The organism is Streptomyces sp. NPDC049837, from assembly GCF_040674455.1.
Lineage (GTDB): Bacteria > Actinomycetota > Actinomycetes > Streptomycetales > Streptomycetaceae > Streptomyces.
This window is the reverse complement of record NZ_JBFAMP010000005.1, coordinates 107,528-129,110: the sequence shown is the minus strand read 5'-3', so window position 1 is coordinate 129,110 and position 21,583 is coordinate 107,528. Positions and strand designations below refer to the sequence as shown.

20 protein-coding genes and 1 riboswitch are annotated in these 21,583 nt (G+C 72.8%); of the genes, 16 read left to right on the top strand and 4 right to left on the bottom strand.

All coding sequences use genetic code 11. The annotated features are described in order from the left end of the window. Positions 1 to 199 precede the first annotated feature (199 nt). On the top strand, positions 200 to 841 hold the full coding sequence (locus tag AB0J57_RS15470; protein ID WP_366128643.1) for a TetR/AcrR family transcriptional regulator: 642 nt from the start codon (positions 200 to 202) through the stop codon (positions 839 to 841). 7 nt (positions 842 to 848) lie between these two features. Here the strand turns inward: AB0J57_RS15470 and AB0J57_RS15465 are convergent, their stop codons facing one another. Continuing rightward, a complete protein-coding gene (locus tag AB0J57_RS15465; protein WP_366128642.1) occupies positions 849 to 1,403 on the bottom strand; it encodes a TetR/AcrR family transcriptional regulator in 555 nt (184 codons plus the stop codon). Positions 1,404 to 1,512: 109 nt separating this feature from the next. On the opposite strand from AB0J57_RS15465, the gene AB0J57_RS15460 reads away from it, so the two are divergent. Genes AB0J57_RS15460 through AB0J57_RS15450 form a run of 3 tightly spaced genes read left to right on the top strand, consistent with a single transcriptional unit; the run spans position 1,513 to position 3,935 of the window. Beyond that, positions 1,513 to 2,367 (top strand): hypothetical protein, encoded by an 855-nt coding sequence (locus AB0J57_RS15460; protein WP_366128641.1) that lies wholly within the window; start codon positions 1,513 to 1,515, stop codon positions 2,365 to 2,367. 16 nt (positions 2,368 to 2,383) lie between these two features. Beyond that, positions 2,384 to 3,136, top strand: a complete 753-nt coding sequence (locus AB0J57_RS15455; RefSeq protein ID WP_366128640.1) for an HNH endonuclease family protein — start codon at positions 2,384 to 2,386, stop codon at positions 3,134 to 3,136. 52 nt (positions 3,137 to 3,188) lie between these two features. Then, positions 3,189 to 3,935 (top strand): N-acetyltransferase, encoded by a 747-nt coding sequence (locus tag AB0J57_RS15450; RefSeq protein ID WP_366128639.1) that lies wholly within the window; start codon positions 3,189 to 3,191, stop codon positions 3,933 to 3,935. 127 nt (positions 3,936 to 4,062) lie between these two features. On the opposite strand, the gene AB0J57_RS15445 is transcribed toward AB0J57_RS15450, so the two are convergent. Then, positions 4,063 to 4,827, bottom strand: coding sequence for a hypothetical protein (locus AB0J57_RS15445; RefSeq protein WP_366128638.1), 765 nt, complete (start codon positions 4,825 to 4,827; stop codon positions 4,063 to 4,065). Between the two features lie 216 nt (positions 4,828 to 5,043). Between AB0J57_RS15445 and AB0J57_RS15440 the strand changes: the two genes are divergently transcribed. The 3 genes from AB0J57_RS15440 (at position 5,044) to AB0J57_RS15430 (ending at position 9,330) form a co-directional block, all read left to right on the top strand. Beyond that, complete coding sequence (locus AB0J57_RS15440; RefSeq protein ID WP_366128637.1) at positions 5,044 to 7,077, top strand: N-6 DNA methylase; 2,034 nt, start codon at positions 5,044 to 5,046, stop codon at positions 7,075 to 7,077. Between the two features lie 115 nt (positions 7,078 to 7,192). Then, positions 7,193 to 7,807, top strand: coding sequence for a hypothetical protein (locus AB0J57_RS15435; protein WP_366128636.1), 615 nt, complete (start codon positions 7,193 to 7,195; stop codon positions 7,805 to 7,807). After that, positions 7,804 to 9,330: a protein kinase gene (locus AB0J57_RS15430; protein WP_366128635.1), complete on the top strand. Its 1,527-nt coding sequence runs from the start codon at positions 7,804 to 7,806 to the stop codon at positions 9,328 to 9,330. Before AB0J57_RS15435 ends, AB0J57_RS15430 begins: the two co-directional genes overlap by 4 nt. A 15-nt stretch (positions 9,331 to 9,345) precedes the next feature. On the opposite strand, the gene AB0J57_RS15425 is transcribed toward AB0J57_RS15430, so the two are convergent. Both AB0J57_RS15425 and AB0J57_RS15420 read right to left on the bottom strand, forming a co-directional pair. Beyond that, on the bottom strand, positions 9,346 to 10,161 hold the full coding sequence (locus AB0J57_RS15425; protein WP_366128634.1) for a class I SAM-dependent methyltransferase: 816 nt from the start codon (positions 10,159 to 10,161) through the stop codon (positions 9,346 to 9,348). 19 nt (positions 10,162 to 10,180) lie between these two features. Then, on the bottom strand, positions 10,181 to 12,538 hold the full coding sequence (locus AB0J57_RS15420; RefSeq protein ID WP_366128633.1) for a YfhO family protein: 2,358 nt from the start codon (positions 12,536 to 12,538) through the stop codon (positions 10,181 to 10,183). A 126-nt stretch (positions 12,539 to 12,664) separates the two neighbouring features. Between AB0J57_RS15420 and AB0J57_RS15415 the strand changes: the two genes are divergently transcribed. The 9 genes from AB0J57_RS15415 (at position 12,665) to AB0J57_RS15375 (ending at position 21,574) form a co-directional block, all read left to right on the top strand. Beyond that, positions 12,665 to 13,636, top strand: coding sequence for a glycosyltransferase family 2 protein (locus AB0J57_RS15415; protein ID WP_366128632.1), 972 nt, complete (start codon positions 12,665 to 12,667; stop codon positions 13,634 to 13,636). Then, complete coding sequence (locus AB0J57_RS15410) at positions 13,633 to 14,052, top strand: GtrA family protein (RefSeq protein ID WP_366128631.1); 420 nt, start codon at positions 13,633 to 13,635, stop codon at positions 14,050 to 14,052. Before AB0J57_RS15415 ends, AB0J57_RS15410 begins: the two co-directional genes overlap by 4 nt. 91 nt (positions 14,053 to 14,143) lie before the next feature. After that, positions 14,144 to 14,779: a SurA N-terminal domain-containing protein gene (locus tag AB0J57_RS15405; protein WP_366129090.1), complete on the top strand. Its 636-nt coding sequence runs from the start codon at positions 14,144 to 14,146 to the stop codon at positions 14,777 to 14,779. A gap of 9 nt (positions 14,780 to 14,788) precedes the next feature. Next, positions 14,789 to 15,778, top strand: coding sequence for a nucleoside triphosphate pyrophosphohydrolase (locus tag AB0J57_RS15400; protein WP_366128630.1), 990 nt, complete (start codon positions 14,789 to 14,791; stop codon positions 15,776 to 15,778). Positions 15,779 to 15,960: 182 nt separating this feature from the next. Further along, positions 15,961 to 17,205, top strand: coding sequence for a cytochrome P450 (locus AB0J57_RS15395; RefSeq protein WP_366128629.1), 1,245 nt, complete (start codon positions 15,961 to 15,963; stop codon positions 17,203 to 17,205). A gap of 180 nt (positions 17,206 to 17,385) precedes the next feature. After that, a complete protein-coding gene (locus tag AB0J57_RS15390) occupies positions 17,386 to 18,321 on the top strand; it encodes a transglycosylase family protein (RefSeq protein WP_366128628.1) in 936 nt (311 codons plus the stop codon). A gap of 270 nt (positions 18,322 to 18,591) precedes the next feature. After that, a riboswitch (cyclic di-AMP (ydaO/yuaA leader) is annotated at positions 18,592 to 18,768 on the top strand. 4 nt (positions 18,769 to 18,772) lie between these two features. Next, the gene (locus AB0J57_RS15385) at positions 18,773 to 19,459 is read left to right on the top strand and encodes a transglycosylase family protein (RefSeq protein WP_366128627.1); all 687 of its coding nucleotides are present in this window, start codon (positions 18,773 to 18,775) and stop codon (positions 19,457 to 19,459) included. 257 nt (positions 19,460 to 19,716) lie between these two features. After that, positions 19,717 to 20,997 carry a phosphopyruvate hydratase gene (eno, locus tag AB0J57_RS15380; protein WP_366128626.1) on the top strand — a complete coding sequence of 427 codons (1,281 nt, stop codon included), beginning with the start codon at positions 19,717 to 19,719 and terminating at the stop codon, positions 20,995 to 20,997. Positions 20,998 to 21,103: 106 nt separating this feature from the next. Then, entirely contained in the window at positions 21,104 to 21,574 is a 471-nt protein-coding gene (locus AB0J57_RS15375; protein WP_366128625.1) for a septum formation initiator family protein, read from the top strand. Positions 21,575 to 21,583: the final 9 nt, after the last annotated feature.

Here is a 21,583-nt window from a genome sequence, read left to right as displayed (position 1 = left end):
TCCTCGGAGGTTGGTTCATCAATGTGGACCGCCGGGCGGGGCGGAACTCATCGGACTGATCAGAACTCATCGGATCTCGTCGCACGCACGCTTGTGTACGATGTCCACATTCCGGGGGTGCGGTGATCCGTGCCCCCGGAGCGATCTTGCAGCAGCGTACAGATGAGATGTGGATGCTGTCCACATTGGGGAGCCGTCGATGTCGGGCAACGCAGAAAAGCCGGCGCGGAAGACCTACCGCCACGGCAACCTCCGCCATGCCCTGACCGAGGCCGGCCTCGAACTCGCCCGGGAGGGCGGCCCCGACGCGGTCGTGCTGCGCGAGGCCACCCGCCGCGCCGGGGTCGTGCCCAACGCCGCCTACCGGCACTTCAAGGACCGCGCGGCGCTCCTGCACGCCGTGTCCCAGGCGGCCATGGCCAAGGTCGCCGTCGCGATGGAGGAGGAGCTGGCGAGCGTGCCGCCCGCCGGTGACCCCGTGGCGAGGGCCCGCGCCCGGTTCCGTGCCGTGGGCACCGGCTACCTGCGGTTCGCGCAGGAGGAGCCCGGACTGTTCCGCATCGCCTTCCACGTGCCCGGTGACATGACGCACGCCGCCGACGAGACCGCCGCCGGAGCCGGTGGCAAGACCCCCTTCGAGCTGCTCGGCTCGGCCCTGGACGACCTCGTCGGGGTGGGCGTCCTGCCGGAGGAGCGGCGACCGGGGGCGGAGTTCCTCGCCTGGTCGGCCGTCCACGGTCTCGCGGTCCTCCTCATCGACGGCCCCCTGCGGGGCCTGCTGCCCTCCCAGGCGTACGACGCCGGGCAGCACGTCATCGACATGGTGGAGCGCGGCATCTGACCGCTGCTCAGTGGTTGAAGAGCAGTCCGGTCAGCGAGCGGAAGACGTCCTCCGGGGCGCGGTCGCCCACCGGGTCGGTGAGGTTGTGGGTCAGCAGCAGCGTCGCGAAGCCGTGGGCCAGGGACCAGGCCGCGATGCCCGCGAGGCGGGGCTCGTCGGTGTCCACCGCGTCGGCCACGGCCTCGCGGAGACGGTCGCCCGCACGGGTCCGGGCGGCGAGCAGGGCGGGGTCGTCGGGGCGGTGGAGGCCGGGCTGGAACATGACCTGGAAGTGCGCGGGGTGGTCCATGGCGAAGCGTACGTACCGCACGCCCGCCTCCCGCAGGTCGGCCGCCCGGGCGAGCGCGTCCGCCAGGAGGTCGAAGCCCTCGGCCGCGATGGCGGTCAGCAGGCCGGCGCGGTCCTTGAAGTGGTGGGCGGGCGCCGCGTGCGAGACGCCCGCGCGGCGGGCCAGGTCCCGGAGGCTCAGGGCGGCCGGGCCGTCGGTGCCGATGACGTCGAGGGCGGCGGCGAGGACGGCCCGCCGCAGGTCGCCGTGGTGGTAGGCGCGCTGGCTGCTCATGAGGTCACCGTACGCCGAATCTAGGCATTGACAAGTTCGGGGTGCGGGAGCACGCTGGGCCGTGCTGGATCTAGTCAGTGCCTAGATGAGCCCGAGTAGGGGAGCGGTCATGGACGTCATGCGCGTACGCCGGATGTGGCACCTGCTGGAGCCGGTGCACGCCGTGCTCTACTACGCGCCGGAGGCCTTCGAGGAGGCCGCCGCGCTGGGGTACGGGACCGAGGAGCGCTGGCCCTCCTACTTCGCGTGGCGGGCCGCGCCGCTCGGGCCCGTGGGCGCCGGCCGGGTGGCGTCCGCGTTCTACAGCTTCAGCCCCGCGATGGTGGAGCGGTACGTGCCGGCCGCGTGGCGGGTCGCCGCGCCCGGGGACGTCCTGGCCGCACGGCTGCGGGCGGTGGACCGGTTCTACCGGCGGTTGCCGGGGGCGGACGTGGGCGGGCTGGACCGGGCCGCCGCCCTCGCCCGGCGCGCCGCCGAGGCCGCCGTACACGCCGGGCGGCCCCTCGCCGCCGCCAACGCCGCGCTGGAGTGGCCCGACGCGCCGCACCTGGTCCTGTGGCAGGCGGCGACCATCCTGCGCGAGCACCGCGGGGACGGCCACCTGGCCGCGCTGCTCACCGCCGGGCTCGACCCGGTCGAGGCGCTCGTCTCGTTCGCCGCCATAGGGGCCGCGTCCGCGCAGACCTTCGCGAGCCGCGGCTGGAGCGAGGACGAGTGGGCCGCCGCCCGTGAACGGCTCGCCGCGCGCGGGCTCGTCGCCGAGGGCGGCACCGCGACCGGGGCGGGCCGGGCGCTGCGCGCCGAGGTCGAGCGGCGTACGGACGAACTGGCCGCCGGGCCATGGTCGGTGCTCGGCGAACAGGACACGGCACGGCTTTCGGAACTGCTGGGCGGTATATGGGTGGCGGTTCTGGGAAGCGGGCTGCTGCCGCGCGAGAACACCCTCGGGGTGGGCAAGGTCTGACACCTACGATGCGGGCATGCCTACGCCCCGGACCGCCCTGCCCGCCGCCCTCCTCGCCGTCACCGCGTCCCTCGCCGCCGGCTGCGACGCCATCGGCGCCGGCGACCCGGCATCCGGACCGGATGGCGCGGCCACGGGCGCGGCCGCCCCGCTGGACAACCCGGACGGTACGAAGCCGGGCCTGGCGCCGCTCACCTCGGACGCCGACCGGGCTGAGGCACGGCGGCTCATCGAAGCGCTCACCGTGAAGGGACGCGGGCCGAGGACCGGTTACGACCGGGACGAGTTCGGCTACGCCTGGATGGACACCGCCGACGGCGTACCGCTGGCGCGCAACGGCTGCGACACCCGCAACGACCTCCTGCGCCGCGACGGTCAGGAGCCGCGCTTCCGCTCAGGCTCGGACTGCGTGGTCGTGGCGATGACCCTCCACGACCCGTACACCGGCCGGACCATCGAGTGGCGCAAGCAGCGGGCCGCCGAGGTGCAGATAGACCACGTCGTACCGCTGTCCTACGGCTGGCAGATGGGGGCCTCCCGATGGCCGGAGGGCAAGCGCGAACAGCTCGCGAACGACCCGCTCAACCTGCTGCCGGTCGACGGCCCCGCCAACTCCGCCAAGAGCGACTCCGGCCCGGCGTCCTGGCTGCCGCCGAACAAGCGGGTCCGCTGCTCCTACGCGGTGCGTTTCGCCCAGGTGGCCAAGAAGTACGAACTGCCCGTGACCCGGGCGGACAAGCGGGCGATGCTGAGCCAGTGCGGTGGCTGAGGCGGGCGGGAAATCAGTTGGGCGGGGGCTGTGGGCTGTTTAGCCTGCCCGGATGGATCTGTGCATAACGACGCTCGCCGAGCGGCCCGAACTCCAGGGCGCCCTATGGGAGATGCGGGACCTGTGGCCGGAGTTCATGCTCCACGACCCCATCGGCTGGGCGAACATGGGGCGGATCGTCGCCGAGCTGCCGGAGTACGTGCTGGTGGCCACCGACGCCGGAGGGGCGGTGGTGGCCCGGGCGTTCAGTGTTCCGTTCCAGTTGCGGGCCGAGGGGCGCGGTGAACTGCCCGCGACCGGCTGGGACCAGGTGCTGCTGTGGGCGTTCTCGGACCGGCGGCACGGGCGCATCCCCGACACGGTGAGCGCCATCGAGGTGGCCGTCGACGCCCGCGTCCAGGGCGAGGGGCTGTCGGGGCGGATGCTGGCGGCCATGCGGGACAACGCCCGGCAGCTCGGCTTCCGCGAGGTCGTCGCGCCGGTCCGGCCCAGCGGCAAGCACCGGGAACCGGGCGTGCCGATGGGGGAGTACGCCTTCCGGACGCGGGAGGAGGACGGCCTGCCGCACGATCCGTGGCTGCGCGTCCACGTCCGCGCGGGCGGGGTCGTGGAGGCGGTGGCGCCCGCGTCGATGACGATCGCGCACTCGGTGGAGCGGTGGCGGGAGTGGACCGGGCTGCCGTTCGACACGGACGGCCCGGTGGAGGTGGAGGGCGCGCTGGTGCCGGTGCGGTGCGAGGCGTCGCAGGGGTACGCCGTGTACGTCGAGCCCAACGTGTGGGTGCGCCACCCGCTGTAGGCCGCCCGGACACGGCGGAGCCGGACAGGCCGCCCCCTCCGACGGTCTGTCCGGCACCCCCCGTGGCCCCCCGGTTCCGTGGTCCCCCGGTTCCGTGGCCCCCCATGGCGTGGTCCTCGTGGTCCCCCTACTGCGCGCCGAGCTTGTCGAGGTCGAGGATGTCCTTGGCGGCCGGCTTCTTCGCCGCGACCGGCTTGTTGTAGTCGGTGAAGGACACGGTGCCCGGCTCCTCGCCGCCCTTCTGCTCGACCTTCAGCAGGTACGGCTCGCCCTCCGTGGCGACGTAGATCTTGTACGTCGTGTCGCCGTCCTTCTCGGTGAGCGTCAGCGCCTTCTTGCCGTTGACGGTGGTCTCCTCGCCCCGCTTGGCGAAGTTGACGCCCGTCTCGAACTCGTTGAGCATCGTGTTCAGTTCACACATTTCGAGGCCTTCCTTGGCCTCCGGGTCGGTGACGTCCGTCTTCAGCCAGCGGCCCTTGAGCATCTTCAGCGCCGCTTCCGTCTCCTCCGGCGAGCCGCCCTCGTTCTGCTCACGCAGGAAGGCCTCGTCGAAGCGCATGTAGGCGTCCTTGCCGGTCTTGATGAGCTCCATGGTGCCGGTGGGGCCCATGGTTATGGTCCCCGCGCACTGTCCCTTGGTGTCCAGGGCCAAGAAGGCCTTCATCTGTCCCTCGGGCATCTTCATGTTCGCGTCGAGGGTGAGGGAATCGGCCGTCTTGGTGGCCTTGATGGCCTTGTTCGCGATCTGCGGGCCGGACAGCCCGGCGAACGGACCGGTCTCCTCGGCCTGAGCGGAACCGAAGGGGCCGCAGGCCGTCAGGCCGAGCACGGTGGCGGCGCAGAGGGCGGCCAGGACGGGGCGCTTGAACGTGCGGAGGGCGGTGGCAGACATGGGTGTTTCTCCGGGGTGATGAGGACGGGGGAAGGGGAGGGAAGGGGTTCGGGGCTGCGGGGCTGCCCCACCTTGCGACGGGTCAATAAGAGCAGAGCTTGTGAACCGAGTCAACACGGATCACGAAAACGTGCTCCGCTCACGCTGTGAATCCATGGGTGTTGTGTACGGCTGTAGGATCGGCGACACAGCAGCAGATGGAAGGGAGTCAGCCAGGTGCCGGACAACGCAGCAGAGGTGACCGCGGCCGGGATCGCCCGCCTCGCCGGGGTGGGACGGGCCGCCGTCAGCAACTGGCGGCGTCGGCACGCCGACTTCCCCAAGCCCGTCGGCGGCACCGAGACCAGCCCCTCGTTCGCCCTCGCCGACGTCGAACGGTGGCTGCGGGCCCAGGGCAAACTCGCCGAGGTTCCCCTGCGTGAACGCGTCTGGCAGCAGATCGCCGGACACCCGGCCGGGGCGGTCACCGCCCTGATCCACGCGGGCTGCGCCCTCCTCCTTGTACGGGACAGGTCCAGCGGCTGGCTGGAGCTGACCGCCGTGTCGGACGAGCGCATGACCGAACTGCTGCCCACCGCCCTGGAAGAGGTGCTGACGCTCCGCTTCGGCGCCGAGCGGGCCGTCCCCACCCCGCGCCCGGCCGCGCTCGTGCCCTCCGTCCCGCTGCTGCGCGCCGTCACCGAGCTCGCCGCCGAGACCGGCGCCCGGCAGGCGTTCGAGTTCCTCATCGGCCGCCACCTGGACGCCAACCCGCGCCAGTACACCCTCACCCCGCCCGGCCCCGCCGCCCTCATGGCCGAACTCGCCGGGCCCGCCCGGACGGTGCTGGACCCCGCCTGCGGCACCGGCGCCCTGCTGCGCGCCGTCGCCGAGCCCGCCGCCCTGTACGCCCAGGAGACCGACCCCGACCTGGCCGCGCTCACCGCCCTCCGGCTCGCCCTGCACTCCGGCGCCGAGGTCCGCGCCCAGGTCGGCGACACGCTGCGCGCCGACGCGTTTCCCCGGCTCACCGCCGACGCGGTGCTCTGCCACCCGCCGTTCAACGAACGCAACTGGGGGCACGACGAACTCGCCTACGACCCGCGCTGGGAGTACGGCTTCCCCGCCCGCACCGAGTCCGAACTGGCCTGGGTCCAGCACGCCCTGGCCCGGCTGCGGCCCGGCGGCACCGCCGTCCTGCTGATGCCCCCCGCCGCCGCCTCCCGCCGCTCCGGCCGCCGCATCCGTGCCGACCTGCTGCGCCGGGGCGCGCTGCGGGCGGTCGTCGCCCTCCCGGCCGGCGCGGCACCCCCGTACGGCATCCCGCTCCACCTGTGGGTGCTGCGCAAGCCCGTCGCCGGTGCCCCGGCCTCACCGGAGCTGCTGGTCGTCGACACCTCCGAGCACACCGACGCCGGCCGCGACAAGCTCGACTGGCCGGCCGTCCACACCGCCGTACTGGACGCCTGGGTGCCCTTCGACAAGAACGGCACCGTCGCCGAGCGGCCCGGCGCCCACCGCTGCGTCCCGGTCATCGAACTCCTCGACGACGACGTGGACCTCGCCCCCGCCCGCCACCTGCCGCCCCCGGCCGCCGCCGGCGGCGCCGAGGAACTGGCCGGGGTGCACGACCGCCTGACGACCGTGCTGCGCCGGACCGCCGAACTCACCCCGCCCCCCGCCCGCACCTCCACGCGCCCCGAGCCCGCCCGCCTCCCCGGCGTCACCGTCGGCGAACTCGCCCGCACCGGCGCCCTGGAACTGCGCGCGGGCGGCACGGGAGCCGGTCGGGCGGCCCTCCGCGTCCTCACCGAGCAGGACGTCCTGGCCGGCCAGGCCCCCTCCGGCAGCCTCCCCGAGGGCACCGGCGAGGAGCCCGTGCTCGTCCGCGCCGGTGACGTCGTCGTCCCGGTCCTCGGCGGCGGGTCGATCGCCCGCGTCGTCGACGAGGCCACCGAGGGCGCCGCCCTCGGCCGCAACCTCCAGTTGCTGCGCCCCGACCCGGCGGCGCTCGATCCCTGGTTCCTCGCCGGCTTCCTGCGCGGCACCGCCAACAACCGCCAGGCCAGCAGCTACGCGTCCACCGCCACCCGCCTCGACGTGCGGCGCCTCCAACTGCCCCGCCTCCCCCTCGCCGAACAGCAGCGGTACGGCGAACGCTTCCGGGCGCTCGCCGAATTCGAGGAGGCGCTGCGCCTCGCCGGGCGCCTGGGCGAGCGGCTCGTGCGGGGCATGTACGACGGGCTGACGGACGGCACGGTCGAGGCCTGACCGGGGCGCCGGTGATCAGTTCGACAACGGTTCCGTACAACCCCGAGGTCGTTGTCGGTGTCGGTGTATACGCTCGACTTCTTGTCAGACTCGTACGTTTTCGTCAGGAGCAGGAATGCACGGCCACGGCTATGCACCGCCACCGCCACAGCGCCCGGCCGACGGCACGCTGATCGCGCTGCGCGTGGTGTTCTTGGCGATGACGTTGCTGAGCTGCGGCTTCCTCGGCTGGGTGCCCATGCTGCGGCTGGCGGTCGTGACCCGCAGGGTCCTGGACTGGTTCCTGTTCTGCGCCGTCCTGCTGCTCAACATCGGCCTGCTGGTGTTCATCGTGGCCGTCACCCCGATGGACGAGAACCAGGAGATCAGCGACGGTGACGCAGCCATCATGGTGCTCTGGATGCTCGCGGTGGTCATCGGTGTCATCGCGTACTACCTGATAGCCGAGATCCAGTACTTCAACCGGATGGCCGCGGCTCCCCAGCCCGTCTACGGGACCGCGCCGGCCGGGTACGGCTATCCGCCTGCCGGGCAGTCGCCCATGCAGCAGACGCACCTGGCCCCGCCCCAGCCCCCCGCCCAGCCGCAGCCCCCCGCCCAGCCCGTGCCGCCCCAGCCGCAGCCGCAGCCCACGGCGAAGCCGACGTCGCAGCGCATCGACCAGGTGCGCGCCGAGCTCGACGAGCTCAGCGACCTCCTCCGCAAGGACCCCCGGGAAGGGGACAAGTGAACGGGCGGGTCATCGCCGAGCGCTATGAGCTGTCCACCGTCATAGGACAGGGCGGCATGGGCCAGGTCTGGACCGCCTACGACGGGCGGCTCGACCGGCGCGTCGCCGTCAAGCTGCTGCGCCCCGACCACATGGCCGCCGCCACCGCGGCCGACGAGATGCGCCGCCGCTTCGTCCGCGAGTGCCGGGTCACCGCCCAGGTCTCCCACCCCGGCCTGGTCACCGTGCACGACGCGGGCAGCGACGGCGACGACCTGTACCTGGTCATGCAGTACGTCGAGGGCGCCGACCTCGCCGACCACCTCGCCGAGCACGACCCGTACCCCTGGCAGTGGGCGGTGTCCGTCGCCGCCCAGCTCTGCGCCGTGCTCGCCGCCGTGCACGCGGTGCCGATCGTCCACCGCGACCTCAAGCCGCGCAACGTCATGGTGAAGCCCGACGGCACGGTCACCGTCCTCGACCTGGGCGTCGCGTCCGTCATCGACACCGACACCACGCGCCTCACGCACACCGGCTCGCCCATCGGCAGCCCCGCCTACATGGCGCCCGAACAGGCCATGGGCGGCGCCGTCGGCCCGTACACCGACCTGTACGCGCTCGGCGCGCTCCTCCACGAACTCCTCAGCGGGAACGTGCCCTTCGCCGGCTCCACCGCCCTCGGCGTCCTCCACCGCCACCTGTACGAGCCGCCGCTGCCCGTACGGCAGTTGCGCCCCGAGATCCCCGAGGCGCTCGAAGCGCTCGTCCTGCGGCTGCTCGCCAAGGACCCGCAGGCCCGCCCGTCCGGCGCCCAGGAGGTGTACGAGACGCTCGCCCCGCTGCTGCCCTCGCGGGGCGTGCCGTCCGGCCCGCTCGACCCCACGCGCCCCTTCCTCCGCCCGCACGCCCCCTGGCCCGACCGGGCCACCACGCCCGCCCCCGTGCCGCAGCCGCCCGTCGCGCCCGCCGCGACCCGCCCCGACGTGGCGGCCGCCGTCGACGAGGTGAAGCGGCTGCTCGGCGAGGGCAGCATCACGCAGGCCGTCGACATCCTCGGCGGGATCCTCCCGGCCGCCGCCGCCGAGCACGGCGAGCACTCCCCGGTCGTCCGCATCCTGCGCAAGCAGTACGCCACGACGCTGATGGACGACGGCCAGTACCGGCGCGCCCTGCCCGAGTTGCGGCGCCTCGCCGACGACCGCGCGGCCGAGGCGGGCCCGGCCGATCCGCAGACGCTCCAGTTCCGGTACGAGGCGGCGCTGTGCCTGGAGCAGCTCGGCGAGACGGCCGCCGCGCTCGCCGAGTACCGCGCGGTCCTGCCGTACTACGCGAGCAGCCAGTCCGCCGGCGCGGACCCGGCCCGCGCCTTCGACATCCGGCACCGCATAGGCCACCTGCTGCTGGCGATGGGCGACCACACGGCGGCCCAGCAGCAGCTCCAGAACCTGCTGTACGACACGGAGCGGGCGTACGGCCCGTACCACCCGCTCCCGGCGGAGCTGCGCCGCGCGCTGGAGCGCCAGCAGCAGATGCGCGGGATGTGACGCCGCGCCCCGGGGTCAGGCCGCCCGGCAGTACACCGAATCCGCGACCCGCCCGAGCCCGGTGAGCCCGGCCGGGCGCGAACCGGCGTCCGAGCCGACGACGACGACCCCGCCCGGCGCGGCCAGCTCCCGCACGAGCGTCAGATCGTGGTCGCCGTTCACCACGATCACGCCGTAGCGGCGGTCGCCGATCCGCTCCCGTACCGCCGCGTCGCCGAAGCCGCCCCGCGCGATCCGGGCCGCGTCCGCCGAACCGTTCCCCGTCGCGCCGCCCAGCGCCAGGTTGCCGCGCACCTCCTCCTCCCGGGTGGGCGAGCCGTCCAGCGGGTCGACGATCGTCAGCCGCGCCTCGACGCCGTCGCGCCGCAGCATCCGCTGGAGTGCCGCCGCGAACAGTCCGTGCCGGGTGCCGATCTCCAGGACGTCGCCGTTGGGCGGGGTGAGCAGGGGCACGGTGGCGAGCCGCCCGCACACGTCGGAGACCGTGCCGGCCAGGCCGCCGGCCCCGAGGGCCTCCAGGGCCACCAAATGGCGGTAGGCGACGGTGATGTCGTGCCGGGCCCGCTCGCCGCCGTCGCCGGTGACGGCGCGCACTTCGCGTACGAGGGTGTCGACCTGGGTCTCGGTCGGCATCCGGTGCCCGTCGCGCCCCGCCTGGTCGAGCAGCAGGCCGAGGCCGTAGCTCTGGCGGCGCAGGTCGGCCACCGCGTGGTGCAGGGCGTCGAGGTCGGACTGGAGCGCGGTGGTCGCGCGCTCCATGCGCTGCTCGACCAGGGCGAACGCGGGGCGCAGGACCCGCTTCGCCAGCCGGTTGCTCAGAAGAGAGGGCATGCGGGGCAAGCTACGCCGCTCAGGCCGCTGTGGGGGTCACGGCACGGTGGTGCACGGGTGAAGTCTTGGTGGCGCGCAGGCGACTCGCGCGGCCGGCCACCACCAGGGCGATGAGCGCCACCGCTCCGACACCCGCCCCGGCACGCAGCCCGGGCGGCCGGAAGACGCAGGCCACGGTGGTGCGACGCCCCGTCACCTCGACCGCGACCAGCCCGCCGTACGACCCGGCGGGGCGGCCCTCGCAGCGCCAGCCCGCGATACGGGGCGCCGCGAGGACGGCCGTGCCCCGGGTGCCCGGGGGCAGGTCGGCGCGGACGCCGTCGGCGGTGACGCGCACCGCGACCGCGCCGGTCGCCCTCAGCCCGGCCACGGCCGCCGCCAGCCGGGCCCGGTCCAGGCACCCGACGCTCCCGGACGACGGCACGGCCCCCTCGCCGTCCAGCGTCACCGGCACGCCCGCCGCCCGCTGCGTACCCAGCGGGGTCATCGGGGCACGCCTCTTCGGCAGACCGCCGCGCAGCTCCACCGGCGGGCCCGCCCCGAGGCGCGCCGTCCCGGTGAAGTCGGGCGCCCACACGTAGACGTCGCTGCCGACCGGGCACGCGCCATCGGCGGGGAGGTCGTAGACGCGTGACCCGAGCAGCAGTTCCTGGTTACGGAACGGCGAGGCCCCGTACCGGAGTTCCCGGTCGCCGGGGCCGCCCGGCCGTACCGTCACCAGCGGGAGCACGTCCGCCCGCCGCTCCAGCGACGAGCCCCGCCACCGCGCGCCCACCCCGAACAGCGCGTCCGTCACGGGGTTGTCCAGCGACTGGAGGCTGCGCCCGTTGGACGTCCACCCGCCGCCCAGCGCGGCCAGCGTCCGGGTCAGCACCGCCGGCGTGTGGCTGCTGTAGTACGCGGCGCCCTGCCCGCCCACCAGCAGCGGGTCGTTGCCGGTGAGCTGCGGGCGCCCGGGGTCGGTGCGGTACCGCGGCCACCCGTCGGCCCCGGCCACCGCCGCCGCCCGCGCTTCGTGGGCCGCGCCCCAGGCCGGGTAGTCGTCCAGCCGCGCGGGCCGCTCCCGGTCGGCGTAAGCCGTGGTCGCCGCGGCCTGCCCGACCAGGGCGCCCGCCAGCAGCACGGCGCCGACGGCCCCGTACCGCCGCGCCCGGAGGCGTACCAGCGCCAGGGCGCCCACGCCGGCCGCCAGACCCGCCCCGAACAGGGCGTACGACCAGCCGCCCACGGGAGTGGCCCCCACGGCGATCACGCCCAGGACCAGCGACCCGCCGGCCACCGCCCGCCACCCCGGCCACCCGTACGACACGCCCGTCCACGCGGCGAGCACGACCACCCCGGCCAGGACGAACGTCTGCCGGTACGGGCTGCCGTTGGGCGTGGCGAACACATGCCACACCAGGTGCGTCGGCTCCCACTGGACCGACAGCACCACCCCCGCCACGAGCCCCGTCCATATCCACCGCTCCCGCACCGGCACCCCCCGGTGGAAGGGCAGCGCCGCCGCCAGCAGCAGCGCGCCCGTGCCCAGGAAGAGGGCCGGCGTGAAGAAGCCGTACGTCGCCGGAAGCACCCGCGCGGCCACGTCCCCCCACCCGGCGGGCGCGAACTCCCGTGTCCAGCCGGGGTACGCGTGCCGCGACCCCAGGAAGACCGGCAGCAGGACCGGCGCCGCGAGCCCGATGCCCAGCAGCACCGTCCAGGCCGCCCGCAGGAGCACCCGCCACCCGCGCACCCCGCGCGCCAGCAGCACCAGCGCGGCGCCGATCGTCGCCATGTAGGCGGTGTAGAAGTTGGCGATCCAGGCCACCGCGACGACCACCGGCCCCAGCACCGGGTGCCGTCCCGTCCGTATCCACTCCGCGACCAGGCACAGCAGCGGGAAGGCGATCAGGCCGTCCAGCCACATCGGGTTGTACGACGCCTCGACGACGGCCCAGCCGCACAGCGCGTACGAGGCGCCCAGCACCGCGGCGCCCCACCACGGGCCCCGGCGCTGCCCGAGCAGCAGCAGGCTCATGGCGGCGGCCGCGACGGACATCTTCAGGACCGTGATCACATACACGGCGAGGTCGGTGTCGTCGCGCGGGAAGAGTCCGACCAGCAGGGCGAAGGGGCTGGTCAGGTACGTGCCGAGGTCCGGCAGGAAGCTCGTGCCGTAGCCGGAGGACCAGTTGAGCAGCAGCCCGCCGTCCGCCCGCCCGTGCAGCAGGTCCCACAGGTGGGCGTGGAACGGCACGAACTGGTTGCCCAGGTCGTTGACGCTGCGCGTGCGCGGCCCGAAGGGGAAGGTCCGGGCGACGGCGTCACCGGCGCAGACGGCGAGCGCGGTCAGCAGCCCGGCGAGGGCACCGGCGCGGGGCACGTTTCTGTCCATGGTGCGGCCGAATATGCCAGCGCCCTTCCGGGAAATCACCGGCCTCCCGGACCAGTTCATTCAATGGTCGCTTGCCCGCCATGTGGAGCGACCGCCGCCGACACGCACATCGGTTGTCGTTCTTCCGTGCTGATCTCGATTGTTGTGCCGTGCTTCAACGAAGAGGAGATCATCGGCCGCTTCCACGGCCATGTGACCACGGAACTCGAATCCGTCGCGGGGGAATTCGCGGTGGAATTCGAGCTGGTCTACGTGGACGACGGAAGTCATGACCGTACGCTCTCCCTCCTCGAAGGGATCGCGGCTTCGGACCCCCGGACCCGCTATGTCTCCTTCAGCCGCAATTTCGGCAAGGAGGCGGCGATGCTGGCCGGGCTCCAGCACGCGGGCGGGGACGCGGTCGTCATCATGGACGCCGACCTCCAGCACCCGCCGGAGCTGATACGCCGCATGGTGCGGCTGTACGACGACGGCTACGACCAGGTCATAGCCCGGCGCACCCGCACGGGCGACCGGGTCACCCGTACCGTCGCCGCCCGCGCCTACTACTGGCTGATCAACCGCCTCGTCGACGTCGAGCTCGTCGACGGCGTCGGCGACTTCCGGCTGCTGTCGCGCCGGACGGTCGACGCGATACTGGAACTCACCGAGTACAACCGTTTCTCCAAGGGCCTCTTCGCCTGGGTCGGATTCCGCACCACGACCTTCGCGTACGAAAACGCACCACGTGAGCAGGGCCGCTCGAAATGGTCCTTCCGCAAACTGCTCAACTATGGCCTGGACGGTCTGATCTCCTTCAACGACAAACCGCTGCGGGCCGCGCTCTATCTCGGCCTGCTGCTGGTGGCCCTCGCCACCGCGTATGCCGCCTGGATCGTCGGTGTCACGCTGGTGAACGGTGTCGACACCCCCGGTTATGTCACCCTGCTGGTGACGGTCACGGCACTCGCCGGGGTCCAGATGGTGATGCTGGGACTCGTCGGGGAGTATGTGGGCCGTATCTATTACGAGGTGAAGCGGCGCCCGCACTTCCTGGTGAAGGCGACCAACACCCCCGTATCGCACCAACGACCCCGTGGGGAGCTCGTACGCCGATGACCGTCCGCGGCCAGTTGGTCAGGTTCGCGCTGGTGGGCGTGGTGAACACCGCCACGTACTACGGCTTCTACCTGTCGTTCCTGGCCCTGGGCCTGCCCTATGTGGCCGCCCACGTCGTCGCCTTCCTCCTTTCCATGACCGGGTCCTTCTTCCTGAACTGCCACGTCACCTACCGCACCCGCCCGACCTGGCGGAAGTTCCTGCTGTTCCCGCTGACCAACGCCGCCAACTTCGTGATCACCACGAGCGGCGTCTGGCTGCTGGTGGACCTGGCGGGCTTCTCCAGCCGCTGGGCCCCGCTGGTCGCCGCCGCGGCGGCCATCCCCATCACGTTCGCCGTCTCCCGGACGATCATGCTGCGTCCCGAGACTCCCCGGACCCGTGAGTCGTTGACGCAAGCAGTGGCCTCGAAGTAGTGGCCTATGCCACCGCGACTGCCTACCATCGATCACCGCAAGGTCGTTCCCACTGACGCACGACCCACGCCGGGAGGCTCCTTTGCACCGCCTGCATCGCCGCCGTCGCACCGCGCTCACCGTCTCCGCCGCGCTCCTCGCCGCGGCCCCGCTCCTGGCCGGCTGCGGAAGCGACGCCCACCCGGGCGCGGCGGCCGTCGTCGACGGCGAGCGGATCGAGGTGGCCGCGCTCCAGGCCCAGGTCAGGGACGTACGCACCGCCCAGCAGGCGTCCCCGCAGGCGAAGCAGCTCATTGAGGCCACCGGGGACCTGAACCGCGAGAAGCTGAACGGCATGATCTTCGACCGGGTGGTGGAGAAGGTCGCCGCCGACCACGGGATCACCGCCAGCCGCAAGGAGATCCAGGAGACCCGGCGGGCCGCCGCGGGCCAGAGCGGCGGCGAGGAGCAGCTCGCCGCGATGCTGCTCCAGCAGCAGGGCGTCGCCCCCGACGAGATCGACAGCGTGGTGCGGCGCAACGTCCTCATGAACAAGATCGCCGCCAAGCTGGGTGCCGGGAACACCCCGGAGGGGCAGCAGAAGCTCACCGAGGTGTTCGCGGCCGCCTCCAAGGAGCTCGACATCGACGTGAACCCGCGCTACGGCACGTGGGACAACGACAAGATCCAGCTCGGCGAGTACAGCGCACCCTGGCTCCGGCAGCTCGGCGGCCGGCAGCAGATGTAGGTTCGAGGGGTGAACGCCGACACCCCCGACACGCTCGACGCCGAGAACCCCGGCCGTATCGTCCTGCTCACCGCCAGCCACCGCGTCGCGCCGGGGCTGCTGTCCTGGCCCGCGTGGCGGACGCTGCACGCCGCGGACCGGGTGCTGTGCGCCGACGAGGCGCACCCGCAGCTCCCGTACGTGCGCGAGGCGGGCGTGACGGTAGAGATCGCGGCGCCGACCGCCGAGGAGCTGGTCGGCGCCTGCGCCGGGGGCCGCACGGTGGTGGTCGTCGCGACCGGCGAGGGCGACCGTGCCCTGACGGACGGGCTGGCCCGGATGGCGGGCTCCGGCCGGGTGTCGATGCCCGACCTGGAGCTGCTGCCCGGTTCGTACGACCTGCCGGGCGCGCGGCTGCTGGACCTCGTCGAGGTCATGGACCGTATCCGGCGCGAATGCCCCTGGTCGTCGCAGCAGACGCACGAGGGCCTGGCCAAGTACGGCATCGAGGAGGCGTACGAACTCGTCGAGGCCATCGAGGACGGCGACCGTGACGAGCTGCGCGAGGAGCTCGGGGACGTCCTGCTCCAGGTGGTCTTCCACGCCCGGATCGCCGAGGAGCACGCCGAGGAGCCGTTCTCGATCGACGACGTCGCGGGCACGATCGTCGAGAAGCTCATCCACCGCCACCCCCACGTCTTCGGCGAGGAGCGCGCCGAGACGCCGGAGGAGGTCAAGGAGCACTGGCTGCGCACGAAGGCGGTCGAGAAGCAGCGCGCGTCCGTGACCGACGGCGTCCCGCTCGGCCAGCCCGGCCTCGCCCTGGCGGCCAAGCTCGCGAGCCGGGTGCGCAGCGCGGGCCTGGACGTCCCGGTCCCGTCCGGCGACAGCATCGGCTACGAGCTGCTGGCCCTGGCGGTACGGGCGGAAGCGGCGGGCGTGGACCCGGAGGCCGCGCTGCGGGCAGCCGGCCGCGCCTACCGGGACGCGATCCGCACGGCGGAGGGCCAGGGCGCCTGACGCCGGCGGGCTCTGGTGGCCGCGCCGGGCGGTTCCCGGCGGTGACCGCGCCGGGTGGTTCCGCGCCGGGCGGTTCCCGTCCGCGCCGGGTGGCCGGGGGCATGGGCACCCGCGCCAGGGGCCCCTGGGGACTGCGCCCGGGTGGCCAAGGGGTCGGCCGCCGACGCGTTAACGTCGAGGGCGTGAACGACCCGAACGCCGCGCCCGAACTCTTCACCTGGGAGTTCGCCACCGACCCGTACCCTGCCTACGCCTGGCTCCGGGAGCACGCGCCCGTGCACCGGACCCGGCTGCCCAGTGGGGTCGAGGCGTGGCTGGTGACGCGGTACGCGGACGCCCGGCAGGCGCTGGCGGACCAGCGGCTGAGCAAGAACCCCGCCCATCACGACGAGCCCGCGCACGCCAAGGGCAAGACCGGCATCCCCGGTGAGCGCAAGGCCGAGCTGATGACGCACCTGCTCAACATCGACCCGCCGGACCACACCCGGCTGCGCCGCCTGGTCTCCAAGGCGTTCACGCCCCGGCGCGTGGCGGAGTTCGCGCCGCGCGTGCAGGAGCTGACGGACCGGTTGATCGACAACTTCGCCACAAAGGGGAGCGCCGACCTCATCCATGAGTTCGCCTTCCCGCTCCCCATTTACGCCATTTGCGACATGCTGGGCGTCCCGCGTGAGGACCAGGACGACTTCCGTGACTGGGCGGGGATGATGATCCGGCACGGCGGCGGGCCGCGCGGCGGGGTCGCCCGGTCGGTGAAGAAGATGCGCGGGTACCTCGCCGAGCTGATCCACCGCAAGCGGGAGGATCCGGGGGACGACCTGATCTCGGGGCTCATCAAGGCCTCGGACCACGGCGAGCACCTCACCGAGAACGAGGCCGCCGCGATGGCGTTCATCCTGCTGTTCGCAGGCTTCGAGACGACCGTGAACTTGATCGGTAATGGGGTCTATGCCCTGCTTCGTCACCCCGACCAGCGGGCCCGGCTCCAGGAGTCCCTCGCCGCCGGTGAGCACGGGCTGCTGGAGACCGGGGTCGAGGAACTGCTGCGCTACGACGGGCCGGTGGAGCTGGCGACGTGGCGGTTCGCGACGGAGCCGCTCACCATCGGCGGCGAGCGGATCGCGGCCGGTGACCCCGTCCTCGTCGTCCTCGCCGCCGCCGACCGCGACCCGGAGCGGTTCACCGACCCGGACACGCTCGACCTGGCCCGGCGGGACAACCAGCACCTGGGGTACGGGCACGGCATCCACTACTGCCTGGGCGCGCCGCTCGCCCGGCTGGAGGGGCAGACCGCGCTGGCAACCCTGCTGACCCGGCTGCCGGACTTGCGACTTGCGGTGGATCCTGCCGATTTGCGGTGGCGTGGCGGGCTCATTATGCGTGGACTGCGCACGCTCCCGGTGGAGTTCACCCCTCATGTCGGCTGACACTTCGTCAGTTCTGTGATCTTCGCGTAATCTCCGGTGCATCGACTTGTGACTGACGTTCGAATGCCGCTACGTTCACCGTCACCTCAGCAGTCACGCGAAAGGCAGCACCGCATGCGCTCCGGGAACGGCCGGCACCGACGACCCCGTCAAGCCCCCGCCATCGTCGTCGCGGCAGGGGTGACCGGATCCGCCATCGCGCTCCCGCTGCTCGGCGCGGGTTCCGCGTCGGCGGCCGACGCGACCACCTGGGACCGGGTGGCCGAATGCGAGTCCGGCGGCCTGTGGAGCGCCGACCTGGGCAACGGCTTCTACGGCGGCCTCCAGATGTCGCAGGAGACCTGGGAGTCGTACGGGGGCCTCGCCCACGCCGCGCGCCCCGACCTCGCCAGCCGCACCGAGCAGATATCCGTCGCCGAGAAGGTCTACGCCGCGACGGGCGTCAAGGCGTGGGAGACCTGCGCCCCCATCGCCGGCCTGGGCGGTGCCGCCGAGACCCCCGGGACCGACCTGGGTATCGCGCCCACCGAGACCGCCCCGGAGCCGTCCGACCCGGCACAGAGCGCCGAGCCGACGGACCCGGCCGAGACCCTCGAAGGCCCGACCGCGCCCGCCACGCCGACGGACCCGGCCGCGCCCACCGACCCGGCCGCCACACCGACCGACCCGGCCGGCACCCTCCTGCCCACCGAGCCCGCTCCGACGGCGCCCGGCACGACCCCCGCTCCGGGCACCGGCAAGCACCGCGGCGAGCCCGCCCCCGAGGGGACCCCGGCGGCCGACCCGACCGCCCCGGTCGCCCCGGCCGCACCGGAGGGCGAAAGCACCACCAAGCCCACCGATCCCACCAAGCCCGCCGATACCGGCAATTCGGGCACCGGGCGCGAAAGTGACGGTCACGCCTCCCGGGGTGGCGGAGCGTCGCGCGACCCCGGCAGCGTCGAGCCCGGCGCCTACACCGTCCGTCCCGGCGACAACCTCTGGAGCATCGCGGACGAGCACGAGGTCCCCGGAGGGTGGCCCGCCCTCTATGAGGCCAACCGGGAGACCGTCGGCGCCGATCCGGACCTCATCGTCCCCGGTCAGAGCCTCGATCTGACGGCGGATCAGCCGTAGGCGCGGCTCGACTTCGGGGTGTATGTCCACTTCTGGGTAAGTGAGACATGAATCTCTTCGCCCCAACTGGCGCATCATGGCCGCCCGAACCGCACAATCCGCCCTTCACCTGCGTAAACGCCCGTCAAGGGCAGGCGCATAAGGGCGGATTGACCCCGATGTCCGTCTTTGAACTTCGGGGAGGTCTCTGTTTACGGTCGTGACCGCTCGCCACCGCGGGCCCCATCGACCGGAACGCCGAATCCTGCCGCCGGTCGACGGGAACGGTCGTCGCGTCACGCGCCGAAGGCAGGAGCGGGGGACCCAAGGTAAGTGCCGGGCCCGGCCATGGAGACATGGCACGGACCGGCTAGGGGTGAAGCCGCGCGCCGCACCGCGGTGCCGCGCGGCCGGGCAGCTCACGCCCGAACCCGACAGCTCACCTCGCAGGCGTCGGTGAGGAGATGTCCCCATGCTGTTCTCCAGCAAGGCCAAGCACCGTCGCCCCTCCAAGGCCGCCCGGTTCGCCGCGTTCGCCGGCATCACCGGTGTCGCCGTCGCCGCCCCGCTGATGGGCGCCACGTCCGCCTCGGCCGCCACCGCCGCCGAGTGGGACAAGGTCGCCCAGTGCGAGTCCGGCGGCAACTGGTCCATCAACACCGGCAACGGCTACTACGGCGGCCTCCAGTTCTCGGCCTCCACCTGGGCCGCCTACGGTGGCACCGCGTACGCCCCGACCGCCGACCAGGCCTCGAAGTCGCAGCAGATCGAGATAGCCGAGAAGGTCCTCGCCGGCCAGGGCAAGGGCGCCTGGCCGCACTGCGGCGTCGGCCTGTCCAACGCCTCCTACGACGGCGGCGGCGCCGAGCAGGCCCAGCCGCAGCAGGAGCGCAAGGCCGAGCAGCCCACCACGCGCAGCGAGCAGCGCACCGCCCCGAAGGCCGAGAAGAAGGCCGCGCCGAAGACCGTCACCACCCCGACCGGCAAGAAGGTCGAGAAGGGCGACGGCGAGTACAAGGTCAAGGCCGGCGACACGCTCAGCACCATCGCCGCCGAGAAGAAGGTCGCGGGCGGCTGGCAGAAGCTCTTCGAGCTGAACAAGGACATCGTCGACGACGCCGACCTGATCTACCCGGGCCAGCAGCTCCACCTGAGCTGACCCCCGCGGGACCACCCCGGCCCGGCTTGCCCTTCCCCCGTGCGAGCCGGGCCGGGGTTCCTCGCTCCAGCAGCGTTACCGACCGGTAAGTTTCGTGGTGTTTCGCCCGCAATGCAGCCTGGTGAGCCCTTTTTCGTCCCAGGAGGCGGGCGTCGGCTGGTCACGGCCTCGCGGCCGGTTAGGCTCTTGCCGCAAGGCCAAAGAGACCCTGCACCGCATGCGTCACATTTTGCGTCACATCCCAGAAGGAGATGCTCGTGCCGTCCATCGACGTCGTCGTAGCCCGGGAAATCCTGGACTCCCGAGGCAACCCCACGGTCGAGGTCGAGGTCGGCCTCGACGACGGCAGCACCGGCCGTGCTGCCGTCCCGTCCGGTGCGTCCACCGGTGCGTTCGAGGCCCTCGAGCTCCGCGACGGTGACAAGGACCGCTACCTCGGCAAGGGTGTCGAGAAGGCCGTCCTCGCCGTCATCGAGCAGATCGGCCCGGAGCTCGTCGGCTACGACGCCACCGAGCAGCGGCTGATCGACCAGGCGATGTTCGACCTGGACGCCACGCCGGACAAGTCGTCGCTCGGCGCCAACGCCATCCTCGGCGTCTCCCTCGCCGTCGCCCACGCCGCCTCCGAGGCGTCCGACCTGCCGCTCTTCCGCTACCTGGGCGGCCCGAACGCGCACCTGCTGCCCGTTCCGATGATGAACATCCTGAACGGCGGCTCGCACGCCGACTCCAACGTGGACATCCAGGAGTTCATGATCGCCCCGATCGGCGCGGAGTCCTTCTCCGAGGCGCTGCGCTGGGGCGCCGAGGTCTACCACACCCTCAAGTCCGTCCTGAAGGCCAAGGGCCTGTCGACGGGTCTGGGCGACGAGGGCGGCTTCGCCCCGAACCTGGACTCCAACCGCGCCGCCCTCGACCTGATCCTCGAGGCCATCAAGCAGGCCGGCTACGCCCCGGGCAAGGACATCGCCCTGGCGCTCGACGTCGCCGCGTCCGAGTTCTACAAGGACGGTGCCTACCAGTTCGAGGGCAAGTCCCGCTCGGCCGCCGAGATGACGGACTACTACGCCGAGCTCGTCGAGGCGTACCCGCTGGTCTCCATCGAGGACCCGCTGTTCGAGGACGACTGGGACGGCTGGAAGACCATCACCGAGAAGCTGGGCTCCAAGGTCCAGCTCGTCGGTGACGACCTGTTCGTCACCAACCCGGAGCGCCTGGCTCGCGGCATCGACGAGGGCGCCGCGAACGCCCTGCTGGTCAAGGTCAACCAGATCGGTTCGCTGACCGAGACCCTGGACGCCGTCGAGATGGCCCAGCGCAACGGCTTCAAGTGCATGATGTCGCACCGCTCCGGCGAGACCGAGGACGTCACCATCGCCGACCTGGCCGTCGCCACCAACTGCGGCCAGATCAAGACCGGTGCCCCGGCCCGTTCCGAGCGCGTCGCCAAGTACAACCAGCTCCTGCGCATCGAGGAGATCCTCGACGACGCCGCGGTGTACGCGGGCCGCAGCGCCTTCCCGCGCTTCAAGGGCTGATCACCGGCCCGGTCGCATAGCCCGGTTACGTACGTCCCCGGCCACGGTCCCGTACCGTGTCCGGGGACGTACGTACGTAACGGGCAAGGGGAGGCGGGTACACGACATGGCCCGGGACCGGTTCTCCACCGCGACCAGGCTGCGACTGCTCGGCGAGCAGACCGCCGCCCGCGTCTACCGCTCCCAGACCCGCCGGCAGGCCCGCCGCTCCCGGCTCACCGGCCGCGCCGCCTTCCTGGCCCTGGTGGTCTGCTCGCTGGTGGTCGCGCTGGCCTACCCGATGCGCCAATGGGTCTCCCAGCGCGCCGAGATCGCCGAGCAGGAGCGGCTGGCGGCCGAGGCGAGCGAGCGCGTCGAACGGCTCCGCGACGAGAAGGCGCGGCTCCAGGACGACGCGTACATCAGGCGCCTCGCCCGCGAGCACCTGCACTATGTACTCCCGGGGGAGACCGGCTACACGGTCATCGACCCCGACGCGGTGCGCGAGCGCCGCACCGACCAGGGCGCGGCCGACCGCCCCTGGTACTCCAACCTCTGGGACGGCGTGGACACCGCCGACCGCACCGACCGCAAGTAGAACCCAAGG